Raw genomic sequence first — 13,647 nt, 5'->3', positions numbered from 1 at the left:
TTTGCACTTTTCGACGCCTTGATCGTTGCGGCGATCTGCACGCTTCTGATCCTGAGTTACTTCAGCCGCGAGGCCTGAGGGCGCGGGGAAGCAAAACGGGATCCGTGGACGACCCGGAGGGGTTCCAATGGCGCGGGCGCTTCAAGCTTGCCGTCGCTGAACCGCGACAACACGTGGCGTCGTGCACTTCGATCTGCATGGCTTTACGGTCGTAGCGCTGAACCGGCTCAAGCCGTGCGCCTTGCCGAGACATGCAACCAGCGGGTTGGTTCGCCGTCATAACCGCTTCCATCGGCCTCGCTGATGTCAGGCTCGGGCCAGCCGGCGTCTTCGAAGCAGGCGCGCAGCCATTCGGCTGAGGGGTAGTTGAAGTAGCGGCCGAAGCGGTCGTGGCCTTCCGTCTCGCCGGCCTTGAAACTCGCCTGCAGAAGACCGCCCGGCTTCAGCGTCCGGCGAATGCGTGTGAGCACGTCGGCAAGCTCCGTGCGCGGCACATGCAGAAGCGAGGCCTCGGCCCAGATGCCGTCGAACCGTCCTTCCCAAACGATCTCCTGAAACGTGATGACCTCGACCTTGCGGCCGATGCGCACTTCGGCTTCCCGCGCCAGTTCCGCCGAACCGTCGCAGGCGCTGACGTCGAAGCCATGGTCCAGCAGAACAAGGCTGTCATGCCCGCCGCCGCAGCCGAGATCGAGCACCGAGGCGCCGGGGGCGAGACGGGCCATGAAGGCCGCGAGACGGGTTGCCGGCGGCTTGCGTTCGCGCGCCGCATAGGTGGCGGCGTTGTCGCGATAGAAGGCGAGGGTGTCGTCGTCGGGTTTTGTCATCGATGCTTTCTGGGCGTTGGCGCCGGCGTGGGAAGGGCGATTGCCTTGGGCTGCGAAATCCGTTCCGTCAGCGTTTCGCCATGGATCGTTTTTCTCCGTTCGAAGCCCGAGAGCAGACTAGACGAAGATGGCGGCAGGCGGAGCAAAAAATATCGGCATGCTGCGGTTAAAGCGGGCTGGTCGACAGGCCTGACGCTTCCGGATAAGCATGTGGCAGTTGTCCTCAGCCGGAACCTTCGATGGCCGATCTCCCCATTCTCCTGACCTTCGTTGCTGCACTCTTCGTTCTGGAGATCACGCCCGGTCCGGACATGATGCTGGTGCTCGCCCGCGGGATCGGGCAGGGGCGCCGGGTGGCGCTGCTGACGGTGGTCGGCATGATCTTCGTCGCCGGCGTCGTGCAGGTAGGCCTGCTGGTCCTCGGCGTCGCCTCGCTGCTGAAGGCCTATCCCGCCGGGCTCATGCTTCTGCAGTGGGTGGGGGCAGCCTACATGCTCTATCTCGGCGCGCGCATGGTCTGGTCGAGTTTCGGCGATGCGGCCGAAAGCAAGCGGCTGGCGGCGACCGAGGTGTCCGACTGGCGCGCGGTCCGCGAGGGAACGATCAACAGCCTGACGAACCCGAAGTCGCTGCTCTTCATGTTCGCCTTCCTGCCGCAGTTCGTGGACCCGACCGCCGGCCCCGTTTGGCTGCAGCTTGCCGTGCTCGGCACCGTGCAGAAGCTTGCCGGCATCCTTTCGCTCGGTTCGGTAGCGCTTGCTTCGGGAACGGTCGGGCAGGCGCTTTATCGTTTTCCGCGGCTGCTCGTCTGGCAGCAGCGTTTTACCGGCGCCGTCATGCTGGGGCTCGGCTTCCGGCTCCTGTTTGCAGACAACGCCAGCGCGCCGGCGGTCAAAACGTAAGGCGGCGCTTGTCCCCGCTGGGCGGGGACAGCACTTGAAAGACGTTGCTTGATGGCAGAGTGCCTAGGTCTTCTGCCGCGTCGTCTCGATTGGCCGGGTGTGGAGCCGGCAATGCCTACCGTCTCACTTGGCCGCCTGGGTCGTGCCGAGCACGTAGTCTCCGTCCCAGTGCCAGATCTGCTTGTCGTCAACCGTGACCTTCACGATCGCCTGGAAGCCAGCGAGCGTGCCGCTGCCGGCGTGGAACGCACAGGTGCCGAACGGCGGCTTGGCCGTATCGTAGACGACGCAGTATCCGAGCGCCGAGTCGCCGTTTCCGACAGCGATGACGGCGGTGCTGCTGGAGAAGAGGGGATTGGCGACCACCGGTCCATAGTAGAGGATTTTGCTGCCAGCCGGGATCGCTTCGAGGTTCGATTCCGTAATGGTGCAGAAGCTCGGGGTGTCGCCGGTGAACTGGCTGCACTCCTTGGCGATCTTGAGGGGTCGCGTCTCCGGCGCTGCGGGTGCCGCCGGCGCCGCTTGTGCCAGCGCCAGGGCGGCGCCAGCCGACAGGATAAACAGTCTGCTCATGGCCTAGTCCCTCCGGTCGAATTGAGGGGAGAAATTTTACGCTTCGCCTCCTTCTCCGGCAATTTGCCACTTTGGGTTATCAGGCGCCGGGTGCCGCTGCCGGCGCAAGGACAAGCGGACGACGGGCGTCTGTGCGATTGGGGCCAAGCGGCGCGAGCGTAGCGGTTGAGCAGATGGCTTGCTTTACCTCATGGCGCGTGGCATTCGGCTCAAGCTGACGTAACGTCAGGTCCTGGACGTAACGTGCGCGGAGCCCCAAAGGCCCGAAAAGCGCACGGAATTAGGTCAATAATATTGACATAAATTGGTCGTCATGGTCCTGTCGCATCACCGTCCAGAGCATCCTTCCTTCCAGGGGGATCGCCCGAAGCGGAAAGATGCTCTAAACAAAAAACCAGAGCGTGCTTTGTGCGTTCAAACGAACGCACGGCGCTCTAGAATGACGCGGGAGGAAGCGGAGAACCGCTTTCCGCTTATAATCTCTGAGGAAACACCCCATGCTGGATTGGGAACATATCTTCGCGACGCGCTCGAACCGGATGCGCGCTTCGGAAATCCGCGAACTGTTGAAGCTGCTCGATCGCCCCGACATCATTTCGTTTGCCGGCGGCATTCCCGATCCCGCGCTGTTTCCGGATGCGGAATTCAAGGACGCCTATGCGGAGATCTTTTCCGGCCCGGCCGTGAGTGCCGCACTGCAGTATTCGGTCAGCGAAGGCTACAAGCCGCTGCGCGAATGGCTTGCCAAGCAGATGGCCGATCTCGGCATTCCCGCCGGCGCCGACAACATCTTCATCACGTCCGGTTCGCAGCAGGGCCTCGACTATCTCGGCAAGCTGTTCCTGTCGCCGAATGATACCGCACTTGTCACCTGGCCGACCTATCTCGGCGCGCTGCAGGCCTTCAACGCCTATGAGCCGACCTACGACCAGCTGAACCCCAACGGCAACCGCACGCCGGAAGCCTACCGTCAGGCGGCGGGCGAGGCGGGCGGCCGCGTCAAGTTTGCCTATCTCTCGGCCGACTTCGCCAACCCGACCGGCGAGACCGTCGACCGGGCCGGCCGCGAGCGCGTGCTGACGCTTGCCGAAGAGCTCGACATTGCCGTCATCGAAGACGCGGCCTACCAGTCGCTGCGCTATGACGGCGAGCCGGTGCCGCCGATCCTGGCGCTCGAAATCGCCAAGAAGGGCGACATCAACAACACCCGCACGATCTATTGCGGCTCGTTCTCGAAGACGCTCGCTCCCGGCCTTCGCGTCGGCTGGGTCTGCGCCTCGGAAAAGGTGATCCGCAAGCTCGTGCTCTTGAAGCAGGCAGCCGATCTGCATTCCTCGACAATCAACCAGATGGCGATCTGCACCGTTGCCGAGCGCGGCTTCGATGAGCAGGTGGCGAAGATCCACCGGGTCTACAAGCAGCGCCGCAACGCCATGCTCGCAGCGCTTGAAAAGTACATGCCCGAGGGCGTGTCCTGGACGAAGCCGGAAGGCGGCATGTTCGTCTGGGTGACGCTGCCAAAGGGCATGGACGGCGCCGCACTGCTTGCAAAATCGATCGAGACCGCCAAGGTCGCCTTCGTTCCCGGTCGCGCCTTCTTTGCCGATGGCTCGGGCGAAAACACCCTGCGCGTTTCCTTCTCCTGCGCCAACGATCAGATGATCGACGAGGGCATCCGCCGGCTCGGCGACCTCATCCGTGGCGAAGTTGCGGCTCTGGCGGCTTAAGGCTTCGTCAGACCTTCTTCATTTTGAGAAACGCGCTTGCTCCTGTGGGCGCGTTTTTCTTTTGGCTGGTAAAACCTTCGTGCTTTAGTCAAGATGACGCATTGATCGAAGCGGGGCCTTCCGATAGTTAGAACGTGACATGACCGGGCCACCCCCGGCCACGTAAGCGTTAACGTCACTCAACGCGTATGATCGAACGGCCAGAAGCGGCTTCGATCTGCGCGACTGTGTCCTGCGGATCGAGCTTTTCGAGGCCCTCCAAAGGATGCAAATGGACAATTCTCCCAACTATTCCCATCTCCCGACGCCGCGCATCGAGCGTGTTCGCCATGAGCTGAAGCGCCGCTCGCTCGTCGTTTCCGGCATCGAGCGGGTGACGCCGGGCATGCTCCGGATCACGCTTTCCGGTGAGGATCTCGCCGACTTCGTCAGCCTCGGGGCGGATGACCACATCAAGATCTTCGTGCCCGGCGCAAACGGCACCGAAGAGCGCCGGGACTATACGCCACGGCGCTACGACACCGACGCGCGCGTTCTGGCGCTCGATTTCGCGTTGCACGAGGCAGGCCCCGTGACCGCCTGGGCAATGGCGGCCTCCGTGGGCGACAAGCTCGAGATCGGCGGGCCGCGCGGTTCGGCGGTCGTGTCTGGAGATTTCACGCGATGGCTGCTGATCGGCGACGAGACGGCGCTGCCGGCGATCGGGCGGCGGATCGAGGAGACGCCGGCGGGGCATCAGATCACCAGTGTCGCCGCCGTCACCGGGCTGGACGAGCGGCAGAAGTTCCGCACCAAGGCGGCGCTCACCACCCATTGGGCCTATCGCCCGCTCGATCAAGCGCACGATCCGTCAGCGCTGCTTGCCGTCGTGCGTCAAGTGGCGCTCGAGCCCGGCACCTTCGTCTGGATCGCGGCCGAAGCCGCAGTCACCCGGGCGATCCGCACCCATCTCGTCGAGGAGCGCGGCTTGCCGCTCAGCTGGCTAAAAGCTTCCGGCTACTGGGTGAAGGGCAAGGCCGACAGCACCGAGAAGTTCGAATAGACATCACGCTTTCCGGTGCCTTTGCTCGGGCATCACGACGGGAACGCTCGGCCGGCGGATCAAAAGATCCGCGCAGGCCCTGCTGCGGTTACCTCAGGCGCGCCTCTCTTGAGGGGCGCCTGCCGCCCTCATGCCGGCGGAACAAGGCCGGGAAAACATGTCGTGGGCTCGGGTGCGCAATTGCCTTGTCGCGGAGAGTCAGGTCATTTCGCATCTTGGGGCGACGTCTATCCCATCCTGCGGATCGACTGGTGCCATCAATGGTTCAATTCGAGGGCAGGGCAGGCTTGGACCTCATCGACGATCAAGCGCAATCCGATCAACCGACGCCGCGCATGTATGCCTGGGCGCGCAATTCAGCGGCCTATCGGCTGGCGCGGCAGATGCTGACGGAAAAGCAGCTCTTCGACGCCATCTCGCGCAAGGCGCGGGAGAAGTTCGAGGATATCAGCGTGAACCAGGTGGAGCTGCTGGCGGCTGCCGCCGTGACCTTTGCCTATGACAATGGCGCGCTCAACGACAAAGCTTATGCCGAGATCAAGACCCGCTCGGCCATGCGCGGCGGCAAGTCGAAGCGGGCGATCGCCCAGAAGCTGTCGGAAAAGGGCGTTGCACGGGACGCCGTCGCTGCGGCGGTGGCGGAAGCCGACGATCTCTATGCGGCCGTCGTCTTGGCGCGAAAGCGCGCCTTCGGGCCGTTCCGCAAGGCGGCGCTCGACGAGAAGCGTACGGCCAAGGAGCTCTCCGCCTTTGCCCGGGGCGGCTTCAGCTTCGAACTGGGCAAGCGGGTCTTTGCGATGTCGGTCGACGAGGCCGAGGACATTTTGTTTGCAGGCCGCTCGCTCTGACCCAAGGGGGCAGGTCGTGTTGTCTGATTGGTCTTCCTGTTCGCCTGGGTCAGGCCTCAGGCGATCGGCAAGGACCTTGCCGCCGCGGGGGCGGGCATGCTGGCGCTCGCCCTGATCTCCGGCATCGTCCAGTACGCGCTCGCCTTCTGGCTCTACCTGATCGGCCTCAAGCGCCTGCCGGTGAGCACGGCTGCGCTGTTCCTGACCCTGACGCCCGTCTTCGGCATCGGGCGTAAAGGCCTCGGCAATTACCCGCGCTTCAGCGCCGGATCGTCCATCGCCGGATTGTAGAATAGCGAAAGCGTCAGGCTGCGGGCGATGCGTTCGGCCGTGGCCATGAACCAGGCCTTGGCCTCGCCGTTCGGGGCGATGTCGTCGAGCGTCGTGGAAAAGAGATCAAGCCATTTCGGAAAGAGATCCGGCGTCATGTTGGCGACGCCGACATGCGCCTGCACCGGCTTGCCGCCATAGGCGCCGTTGCGGAAGGCGACGGCCGACCAGAAGCTCTTCATCTTGTCCATGTGCTCCGGCCAGCGGCCGGAAAGCCTGGCGTCGAAGACGGGGCCGAGTTCGGGATGGGCGAGCACGCGGGCGTAGAAGGTCTCGACGAGACGATCGATGAAGGCCGCATCGATGCCGATCGCCTTCATCTCGGCTTCCGCTCGTTCGCGGATTGCTGCGACATGAGCGGCGCGGCCCTGCAAGTCGTTGTCGTCCATCCCGATGTCCCTGTCTCAATGCCCATGTCTCAGGCCCAGGCCCTTATCTTTGGCGTCTTGCATATAGGCATGCGGGGGCGTCGCGCCAGAGGCCGAATGGGCGATTGCGTCAATCTGTCAGAGGTTACGCTGGGTGAGTTTTGCCAGTGCTGTTCTACCCGGGCTTGCAACGGATTGCCCGCGTCGCGCGTCGCAGTAACGGTTGCGAGCCGGCACGTCGTAACTGTTACGTACTTGGACACCCACCCCCGCACGCGCATCATCCGCCCGGTCCTCGACAGCAGTGCATTTCCGATCGCCTTAACTAGGAGAGTACGATGAGCATGCATGACGATAACAAGGCTGCGCCAGCGATGGCCGAGAATGGGGTAACGGATGTCAGCCGCCGCGATCTCCTTCTAAGTGGAACAATTTTTGCAGCCGCGTCGCTGGTGGCAGGCGCTGCTTCGGTAAGCCCTGCCAAGGCGCAATCCTCTTCTTCGGCGAGCGGCAAGCCGCCAAACATCCTCGTCATCTTCGGCGACGATATCGGCATTCCGCAGATCAGCGCCTACACGATGGGGCTGATGGGCTATCGCACGCCCAACATCGACCGGATCGCCGCCGAAGGCGCGATCTTTACCGACAGCTACGGCCAGAACAGTTGTACGGCGGGCCGCGCCTCCTTCATCCTCGGCCAGGAGCCTTTCCGCACCGGGCTCTTGACGATCGGCATGCCGGGCGACCCGCACGGCATCCAGGACTGGATGCCGACAATCGCCGACGTGTTGAAGACCAAGGGGTATTCGACCGGCCAGTTCGGCAAGAACCACCTCGGCGACCGCGACGAGCATCTGCCGACCGCACACGGCTTCGACGAGTTCTTCGGCAACCTCTACCACCTCAACGCCGAGGAGGAGCCGGAAGGCTACTTCTATCCGAAGGACCCGGAGTTCAAGAAGAAGTTCGGCCCGCGCGGCGTCATCAAGTCGAGCGCCGACGGCAAGATCGAGGACACCGGCGCGCTCAACACCAAGCGCATGGAAACGATCGACGAGGAATTCCTGACGGCTGCCAAGGATTACATCGACCGGCAGGTGAAGGCCGACAAACCGTTCTTCTGCTGGTTCAACTCGACCCGCATGCATGTCTTCACCCACCTGAAGCCGGACTCGCTCGGCAAGACCGGCAAGGGCATCCATGCCGACGGCATGGTGGAGCATGACGGTCACGTCGGCCAGCTCCTGAAACAGCTCGACGATCTCGGCATCGCCGAGAACACCATCGTGCTCTACACCACCGACAACGGCGCGGAACTGGCGCTGTGGCCGGACGGCGCGCAGACGATGTTCCACGGCGAGAAAGGCACGACCTGGGAAGGCGGTTTCCGCATTCCGATGATGGTGCGTTGGCCGGGCGTGGTAAAGCCGGGCACGCAGATCAACGACCCGGTGACGCTGATGGACTGGCTGCCGACCTTTGCGACCGCCGCCGGCATCGCCGACGTCAAGGAAGAGATGAAGAAGGGCTTCAAGGGCACGTCGAAGACCTTCAAGGTGCATCTCGACGGCTACGACCTGACGGGGCTGTTGAAGGGCGAGGCGAAGGAGCCGCCGCGTGACTCGGTCTACTACTTCGACCAGGGCGGCAACCTCAACGCTATCCGCTGGAACGACTGGAAGCTGAGCTTCGCCCAGGCGAGCCACGGCAACATCGCGACGGCCACCCGTGAGGTGCCGAGCTGGGCCGTCATCGCCAACCTGCGCATGGACCCCTACGAGCGCGGCATGGAAGACGGCGGCGGGGCGATCGAGTTCCTCGCCCGCAACATGTGGCTGCTGGTGCCGATCCAGGGCAAGATCAAGGAGTTCTTCGCCGACTTCAACGATTATCCGTACCAGGCCGGCAGCACGCTGAACGCCAGCGGCATCAACTATGGCTGGCTTGCGCAGCAGGCAGCGATGAAGCGGCTGGGCGAACTGGAAAGCCTGGCGCCGCGGTAAAGAGCGGAAAGACTCCGCCGCCGGCGACCGCTGGCGGCGGGACGCAAAGCGCCGGCGGCTTGTAAAAAGGCCGCCACCTCTTGCCGCGGATCAAGGTCCGGCGGCATCCCTTGCGTAATTCCTTGCGTTCGATCGCAAAAAGGAGCGTGCGATGTGCCTGCGGAATCTGCGTGCCCTTGCCCTACACACGGCGATCCTGGTGGCGTTGCCGACAGTGGCGCCGGCACAATCGGTGATGACTCAGGCCATACGCACGAGCGAGGCGCAGGAGCCAGCGCTGATCCATGCCGACCAGCAGTCCGCGGCGCAACAGAAGCTCGATACGCTTTATACCAGGCTGGGCAAGAGGCCGAACATCGTCTGGCTCGTGGTTGATGACATGGGCTATGGCGACCCCGGCGCCTATGGCGGAGGTGCTGCGATCGGCGCTGCGACACCCAACATGGACAGGTTGGCGCGCGAGGGCCTGAGGCTCACCTCGGCCTATTCGCAACCCACCTGCACGCCGACGCGCTCGGCGATCCTGACGGGCCGGTTGCCGGTTCGCACCGGCCTGACGCGGCCGATCCTTGCCGGCGACAAGATCACCAAGAACCCCTGGGCCGACGAGGTTTCCCTGCCGACGCTGCTTGGTGGGGCAGGGTACAAGACCGTGCTCTCGGGCAAGTGGCATGTGGGCGAAAGCGAAGGCATGCGGCCGCACGAGGTCGGGTTTGACGAGTTCTACGGCTTCTACGAGGCCGAGAAGGAAATCACCCAAGGGGTCGACAAGCGGCGTTACCCCGATCTGGTGCTGAACCCGGAGCGGCTGGCGATGCTGAGGAAGACCGGATCGAGCACGGCGCTGGTACAGGCGGTAAAGGGCGGGCCAGTCAGCCAAGTCGAAGAGATCGACAGCATCGAGAAGATGGCCGAAGGCGATCGGATGCTCAAGGAATTCACGGTGAAGAAGATCAAGGAGCTTGCGTCGGGAACGGCGCCGTTCTTCCTCGAACACTGCTTCATGAAAGTGCACGCCGACAATTTCGCCTCCAAGGCCTTCGAAGGCAAGAGCGGCAGCAAGTACCCCTACAAGGACGACGTGGTGGAGGTGGATGCCTATATCGGCGAGATCGTCGACGCGCTCGATCAGGCCGGCGTCCTGGACAATACCTTCATCTTCGTCACCTCCGACAACGGCCCGCAGCTCGATAGCTGGCCGGACAGCGGCTATACGCCGTTTCGCGGCGCCAAGGGATCGGCCTGGGAGGGCGGCATCCGCATCCCGGCGATCGCCTACTGGAAGGGCATGATCAAGCCCGGCCGCGAAAGCGACGAGCTCTTCGACCTGATGGACCTCTTCAACACGTCGCTGAGCCTTGGCGGCATCAGAGACAAGGTGCCGGTCGACCGCTACATCGACGGCATCGACCAGACCTCGTTCCTGCTTGCCGACGACGGCCGTTCGAACCGCGAGAAGGTGTTCGTCTGGAACGAGCAGAACCTGATGGCGATGCGCATGTACGAGTACAAGATCCACGTGAAGGTGGTGGAAACCAAGGCCCAGTGGCTGAACATCGACATGACGACGGTGAGCGACGTTGGCCTCGCCCCGTGGCTCTTCAATCTCTACATCGATCCGAAGGAGGAATATCCCGTCGGCCACCGGATGAATGCCTTCCTCGCCTCGATGCTGGCCGAGATGAAGGCGCATGCCGCCACCTTCAAGAAATACCCGGCGAAGAACATCGGCCTTGGACAGTGAGCGATCCGGTACAGAACAGGGGACGTCGTGGATTTTCAGTGGACGCGGCGGGGATTTTCGGGCGCCGCGCCGTCGCAGTGAGGTCCGGTCGCGACTTCGTCTTGCCGCCGCGAGAGGGGCAGTTGAGATAGCGCTTTCGCGATTGCGCCCAGCGACACCACATCCTAGTTTCCCGCCAAATCTGCCGGGAGCTGAACCATGCGAATTCGACCTGCGGTCAAGGACGACCATCCGGCGCTTTGCGCGATCGACAGCGTTGCGGCCGACGATCTGAAGCGACGCGCCGACATTGCCGACTGGATCCAGCAGGGCTGCTGCCATCTCATCGAGATCGAGGGGGAGGCTGCCGCCTATGGCGTGCTGACCCGCCACTTCTTTGGCCAGGCCTTCATCGAAATGCTGATGGTGGGGACGTCCTGGCGCCGGCGTGGTCTGGCTGGGACGCTGATCGCCCACTTTCAATCCATGTCGTCGGGCGCGAAACTCTTCAGCTCGACCAACATGTCGAACCGTCCGATGCAGGACCTGTTGGTCAAGGCCGGGTTCCGGCCGAGCGGCTACATCGACAATCTCGACGAGAACGATCCGGAGATCGTTTTCTACAGCCCCCCAAGCCGATCGTGACCTGAGGGGGTGGATAGCGTGGGGGCTCAGGCGGCCGCGCCGAGCTCGGCGAGGTGGCCGGCAAGGTCGGTGCCGCGGCCGGCGGCGTTGATCGTGTCGAAATATTCGTGCCAGCCGGATTGGGCGATGCCGGCGACGAGGGCTTCGAGTGCTGTCGCGTCCGGGCAGCGCCAGACGGCGAAGAAGGTCTGCGATGCCGCATGCAGCTTCGACTGGTCGACCTTGCCGAAGGTGATGAGCTCGACGCCGAGCGCCGACAGGCCCGGCATGGCGGAGCCGATCGCGGCCAGGAACTGCTGGCGCCCCTGACGGGGAAGGGCGAGCCACGCCGGCTTGGCGCTGTAAAGTTCGGTCAGGTAGTGAGGCATAGTCTGCTTTCTTGTTGTCAGTCTGAGGTTATGCCATTCCGGGCGCTCTCAAGCGTTTCCGGAACTGGATCTGGTGGGGATGGATCGAAGCGCGCGGCGACAGATGCGCGATGTCGCGGGTCCTGAGCTTTCGGCGGACCAGCGTGCCGCCAGCGCCTGGACCCACTCGGGCCGATCCTTGGCCGCATCGTTCAGCCAGTTTCCGACCGAATCCTGCACGTAAGGCGAGGGATCGGCGCGCAACGGCTCGAGCACGGGCAGCGCGCGTTCGGGTTCTTTCTTGAGCACTGAGAGATGGGCGCACCAGACGCCGCGCGGGCGGATGGATTCCGAGGCGAAACGGCGGATGCGCTCGGATGGATCTGATGTCCACTCTGCCGCCAGCAGGGCGATCGCTTGATCCAGATCGGCCGCGAGATGCGGGCGAACGGCGATCCAGGCCCATTCGCGAACACCGAAATGGCTATCGTCGGCCAGCGGCCGGATCGCGGCCAGCCGCTCGGCGAGGGTCATGTTTTCTCTGGCCGCCACCACGAAACAGGCCCAGCCGCGCACCGTGTCCGAGGAATGCTGCTTGAGCGTCTCGAAAGTCGAGGGGCCGAGGCGCTCTCCGATCAGCCGGGCGGCAAGCGGCATGCGCCGGGAGATGCCGGCCGACGCGGCCGATGTCATCTCGGCAAGGGCATCGTCGTCGATGCCGGGCACGATGTTGCCCATCAGCGCTGCGAAGTCGACCGCGAGGCATTCGGTCAAGGTGATGGCTTGCGCTCCGGCGTTCAGCTGCGCCAGGCGCTCGGCGCCAATGCCGCTGGCGCCGCGTTTCTTGGTCTTGCTCTCGCTCACGTCTGTGTTTCCGGCGTGTTCTTGGGCGTGGCGCCGGTCTCCAGATTTTGCCAGATGCGCTTGAGCAGCCGGTGGAACGTCTGGTGTTCATCGGCGCTGAAACCGGCAAACAGCGAGGCGATCCAGGCGCTGTGTTCGCCCAGCAGATCGCGGGCAGTCCTGCGGCCGGTTTCGGTGAGCATTACCGCGATCTTGCGCCGGTCATTAAGGCCCGAGCGGCGCTCGACGAAGCGATCGCGCTCCAGGCCGTCGAGGAGCCCGGTGATGGTGGCGCGCGTCACGCCCGCGCGATCGGCAAGCTCGTGCGGCGACAGGCCCTCGGGTTGATCGTTGAGCAGGAAGAGGATAACGAACTTGCCTTCCGAAAGCCGGTGGGGCGCCAGTCTTGTGGCGCAATCCCGGTCGATCGCGCCTGACAGCGCCAGCAGTTCGAAGCAGGCGCGCATGTTGCCGGTCTCGGCGACCGCACGACGCTCGGCTTCCTGCAACATGGCCCGGTGTTTTTGTTCCAGCATTGTCATAAGGCGACAGATAATAAGGCGCCTAATTAGAGTCAACGGCTTCTTCGTTGTCGGCTGTGGATGGGGCGGCAGACCTGCCCTACCGCCCGATCATCCGCTCCTGCATTTCTTCGCCGATGAAGCAATTGTAGCCCTCACCGAACCGGGCTGCGCGCACCGTTTCGGGCGACAGGCGGCTTATCTCCAGGCCGGAGATTTCGATGATCAGCTTGCGCAGGATGGCGCGGGCGAACTCGCCGCTGTCCGTCACCTCCACCAGAAAGGCGCCGTCGCCGCCGATCACGCATTCGCGGTAATAGGCGTCGAGATCGGGGATCGCGGCGGAGTCCGAGGCGGCGTGCGTCTTCAGCATGATCGGCAGGCCGTCGATGGTGATGCCGCGGGCAACGGTGGAATTGCGGGCGACAGGGGCGGGGACGCCGGAATTGTTGGGACCGTCGCCCGAGATGTCGATGACGCGGCGGCTGCCCTCAAAGGGGCTGTAGTCGAACAGCCGTCGGGTGAAGGCCAGCGTGTTGGAGATCGAGGTGAAGGCGATCCGCCGGATCGGCTGCCGCCGCAGCAGCTCGGAATATTGCGAGGCCGTGCCGCGGCCGTCGATCAGCGTCCAGGGCGTGGCCTGCACCGCCGAGCCGCCCCATTCGACATAGGTGACGGCGATGCGGCCGACAGGACCATTCTCGATCGCCTCGATGAGGGCGGGCTCCAGGAAGGCCGCGACATAGCCCTGCCGCTGCAGCCGCTGCTCGTCGAGTTCCATGGAATAGGAAACGTCGACGGCGAGCACCAGTTCGAGATCGACCCGGAGCGGTTCGGCGGAAGCACTCCCGCAGAAAAGGCAGACGTAGGCAAGAAGGGTCGATCCGAGCTTCATGGCGGCCGATACCGAAGGCGAGCGGGATATCCATGCTACGCCCAAACCGACCT

General features: G+C 63.8%; 15 protein-coding genes. 8 read left to right on the top strand and 7 right to left on the bottom strand.

Translation table 11 applies throughout. The features are described 5' to 3' along the window. Positions 1–227: 227 nt before the first annotated feature. Positions 228–827: a class I SAM-dependent methyltransferase gene (locus FA04_RS10050; RefSeq protein WP_034792981.1), complete on the bottom strand. Its 600-nt coding sequence runs from the start codon at positions 825–827 to the stop codon at positions 228–230. A 239-nt stretch (positions 828–1,066) separates the two neighbouring features. On the opposite strand from FA04_RS10050, the gene FA04_RS10045 reads away from it, so the two are divergent. Next, on the top strand, positions 1,067–1,729 hold the full coding sequence (locus FA04_RS10045; protein WP_034792983.1) for a LysE family translocator: 663 nt from the start codon (positions 1,067–1,069) through the stop codon (positions 1,727–1,729). A gap of 123 nt (positions 1,730–1,852) precedes the next feature. Here FA04_RS10045 and FA04_RS10040 read toward each other — a convergent pair whose 3' ends face one another. Next, positions 1,853–2,302 (bottom strand): hypothetical protein, encoded by a 450-nt coding sequence (locus tag FA04_RS10040; RefSeq protein WP_034792986.1) that lies wholly within the window; start codon positions 2,300–2,302, stop codon positions 1,853–1,855. A 497-nt stretch (positions 2,303–2,799) separates the two neighbouring features. Here FA04_RS10040 and FA04_RS10035 point away from each other — a divergent pair, with 497 nt between their 5' ends. The 4 genes from FA04_RS10035 to FA04_RS10020 all read left to right on the top strand — a co-directional run bounded on the left by FA04_RS10035 (position 2,800) and on the right by FA04_RS10020 (position 6,210). Next, positions 2,800–4,029 (top strand): aminotransferase-like domain-containing protein, encoded by a 1,230-nt coding sequence (locus FA04_RS10035; protein WP_034792987.1) that lies wholly within the window; start codon positions 2,800–2,802, stop codon positions 4,027–4,029. Positions 4,030–4,300: 271 nt separating this feature from the next. Continuing rightward, positions 4,301–5,071: a siderophore-interacting protein gene (locus FA04_RS10030; protein WP_034792990.1), complete on the top strand. Its 771-nt coding sequence runs from the start codon at positions 4,301–4,303 to the stop codon at positions 5,069–5,071. Between the two features lie 260 nt (positions 5,072–5,331). Then, entirely contained in the window at positions 5,332–5,919 is a 588-nt protein-coding gene (recX, locus tag FA04_RS10025; RefSeq protein WP_034792997.1) for a recombination regulator RecX, read from the top strand. A gap of 27 nt (positions 5,920–5,946) precedes the next feature. Beyond that, entirely contained in the window at positions 5,947–6,210 is a 264-nt protein-coding gene (locus FA04_RS10020) for an EamA family transporter (protein ID WP_034793000.1), read from the top strand. Here FA04_RS10020 and FA04_RS10015 read toward each other — a convergent pair. Beyond that, on the bottom strand, positions 6,168–6,638 hold the full coding sequence (locus FA04_RS10015) for a group III truncated hemoglobin (protein WP_034793003.1): 471 nt from the start codon (positions 6,636–6,638) through the stop codon (positions 6,168–6,170). The genes FA04_RS10020 and FA04_RS10015 overlap by 43 nt on opposite strands. A gap of 317 nt (positions 6,639–6,955) precedes the next feature. Between FA04_RS10015 and FA04_RS10010 the strand changes: the two genes are divergently transcribed. From FA04_RS10010 to FA04_RS10000, 3 genes are all read left to right on the top strand, one after another. Beyond that, a complete protein-coding gene (locus FA04_RS10010; protein ID WP_034793006.1) occupies positions 6,956–8,620 on the top strand; it encodes an arylsulfatase in 1,665 nt (554 codons plus the stop codon). A gap of 151 nt (positions 8,621–8,771) precedes the next feature. Beyond that, positions 8,772–10,364, top strand: a complete 1,593-nt coding sequence (locus FA04_RS10005; RefSeq protein WP_082572751.1) for an arylsulfatase — start codon at positions 8,772–8,774, stop codon at positions 10,362–10,364. Between the two features lie 198 nt (positions 10,365–10,562). Beyond that, the gene (locus FA04_RS10000; RefSeq protein ID WP_034793009.1) at positions 10,563–10,988 is read left to right on the top strand and encodes a GNAT family N-acetyltransferase; all 426 of its coding nucleotides are present in this window, start codon (positions 10,563–10,565) and stop codon (positions 10,986–10,988) included. A 26-nt stretch (positions 10,989–11,014) separates the two neighbouring features. Here FA04_RS10000 and FA04_RS09995 read toward each other — a convergent pair whose 3' ends face one another. From FA04_RS09995 to FA04_RS09980, 4 genes are all read right to left on the bottom strand, one after another. Continuing rightward, entirely contained in the window at positions 11,015–11,356 is a 342-nt protein-coding gene (locus FA04_RS09995; RefSeq protein ID WP_034793040.1) for a DUF6616 family protein, read from the bottom strand. 48 nt (positions 11,357–11,404) lie between these two features. After that, complete coding sequence (locus FA04_RS09990) at positions 11,405–12,199, bottom strand: DNA alkylation repair protein (protein ID WP_034793069.1); 795 nt, start codon at positions 12,197–12,199, stop codon at positions 11,405–11,407. Next, positions 12,196–12,720, bottom strand: coding sequence for a MarR family winged helix-turn-helix transcriptional regulator (locus FA04_RS09985; protein ID WP_034793072.1), 525 nt, complete (start codon positions 12,718–12,720; stop codon positions 12,196–12,198). Before FA04_RS09985 ends, FA04_RS09990 begins: the two co-directional genes overlap by 4 nt. A 79-nt stretch (positions 12,721–12,799) precedes the next feature. Next, positions 12,800–13,594, bottom strand: a complete 795-nt coding sequence (locus tag FA04_RS09980) for a DUF1194 domain-containing protein (RefSeq protein ID WP_034793076.1) — start codon at positions 13,592–13,594, stop codon at positions 12,800–12,802. Between the last annotated feature and the right edge of the window lie 53 nt (positions 13,595–13,647).

This window comes from Ensifer adhaerens (assembly GCF_000697965.2).
GTDB lineage: Bacteria > Pseudomonadota > Alphaproteobacteria > Rhizobiales > Rhizobiaceae > Ensifer > Ensifer adhaerens.
This window is presented reverse-complemented; position numbering and strand designations above follow the sequence as displayed.

Bases quoted from the DNA above. Each gene is read 5' to 3' on its own strand.
- FA04_RS09985 (WP_034793072.1), bottom strand. From the start codon at position 12,720: ATGACAATGCTGGAACAAAAACACCGGGCCATGTTGCAGGAAGCCGAG.
- recX (WP_034792997.1), top strand. From the start codon at position 5,332: ATGGTTCAATTCGAGGGCAGGGCAGGCTTGGACCTCATCGACGATCAA.
- FA04_RS10035 (WP_034792987.1), top strand. From the start codon at position 2,800: ATGCTGGATTGGGAACATATCTTCGCGACGCGCTCGAACCGGATGCGC.
- FA04_RS09980 (WP_034793076.1), bottom strand. From the start codon at position 13,594: ATGAAGCTCGGATCGACCCTTCTTGCCTACGTCTGCCTTTTCTGCGGG.
- FA04_RS10005 (WP_082572751.1), top strand. From the start codon at position 8,772: ATGTGCCTGCGGAATCTGCGTGCCCTTGCCCTACACACGGCGATCCTG.
- FA04_RS10015 (WP_034793003.1), bottom strand. From the start codon at position 6,638: ATGGACGACAACGACTTGCAGGGCCGCGCCGCTCATGTCGCAGCAATC.
- FA04_RS10000 (WP_034793009.1), top strand. From the start codon at position 10,563: ATGCGAATTCGACCTGCGGTCAAGGACGACCATCCGGCGCTTTGCGCG.
- FA04_RS10030 (WP_034792990.1), top strand. From the start codon at position 4,301: ATGGACAATTCTCCCAACTATTCCCATCTCCCGACGCCGCGCATCGAG.
- FA04_RS10010 (WP_034793006.1), top strand. From the start codon at position 6,956: ATGAGCATGCATGACGATAACAAGGCTGCGCCAGCGATGGCCGAGAAT.
- FA04_RS10050 (WP_034792981.1), bottom strand. From the start codon at position 827: ATGACAAAACCCGACGACGACACCCTCGCCTTCTATCGCGACAACGCC.
- FA04_RS10045 (WP_034792983.1), top strand. From the start codon at position 1,067: ATGGCCGATCTCCCCATTCTCCTGACCTTCGTTGCTGCACTCTTCGTT.
- FA04_RS09995 (WP_034793040.1), bottom strand. From the start codon at position 11,356: ATGCCTCACTACCTGACCGAACTTTACAGCGCCAAGCCGGCGTGGCTC.
- FA04_RS10040 (WP_034792986.1), bottom strand. From the start codon at position 2,302: ATGAGCAGACTGTTTATCCTGTCGGCTGGCGCCGCCCTGGCGCTGGCA.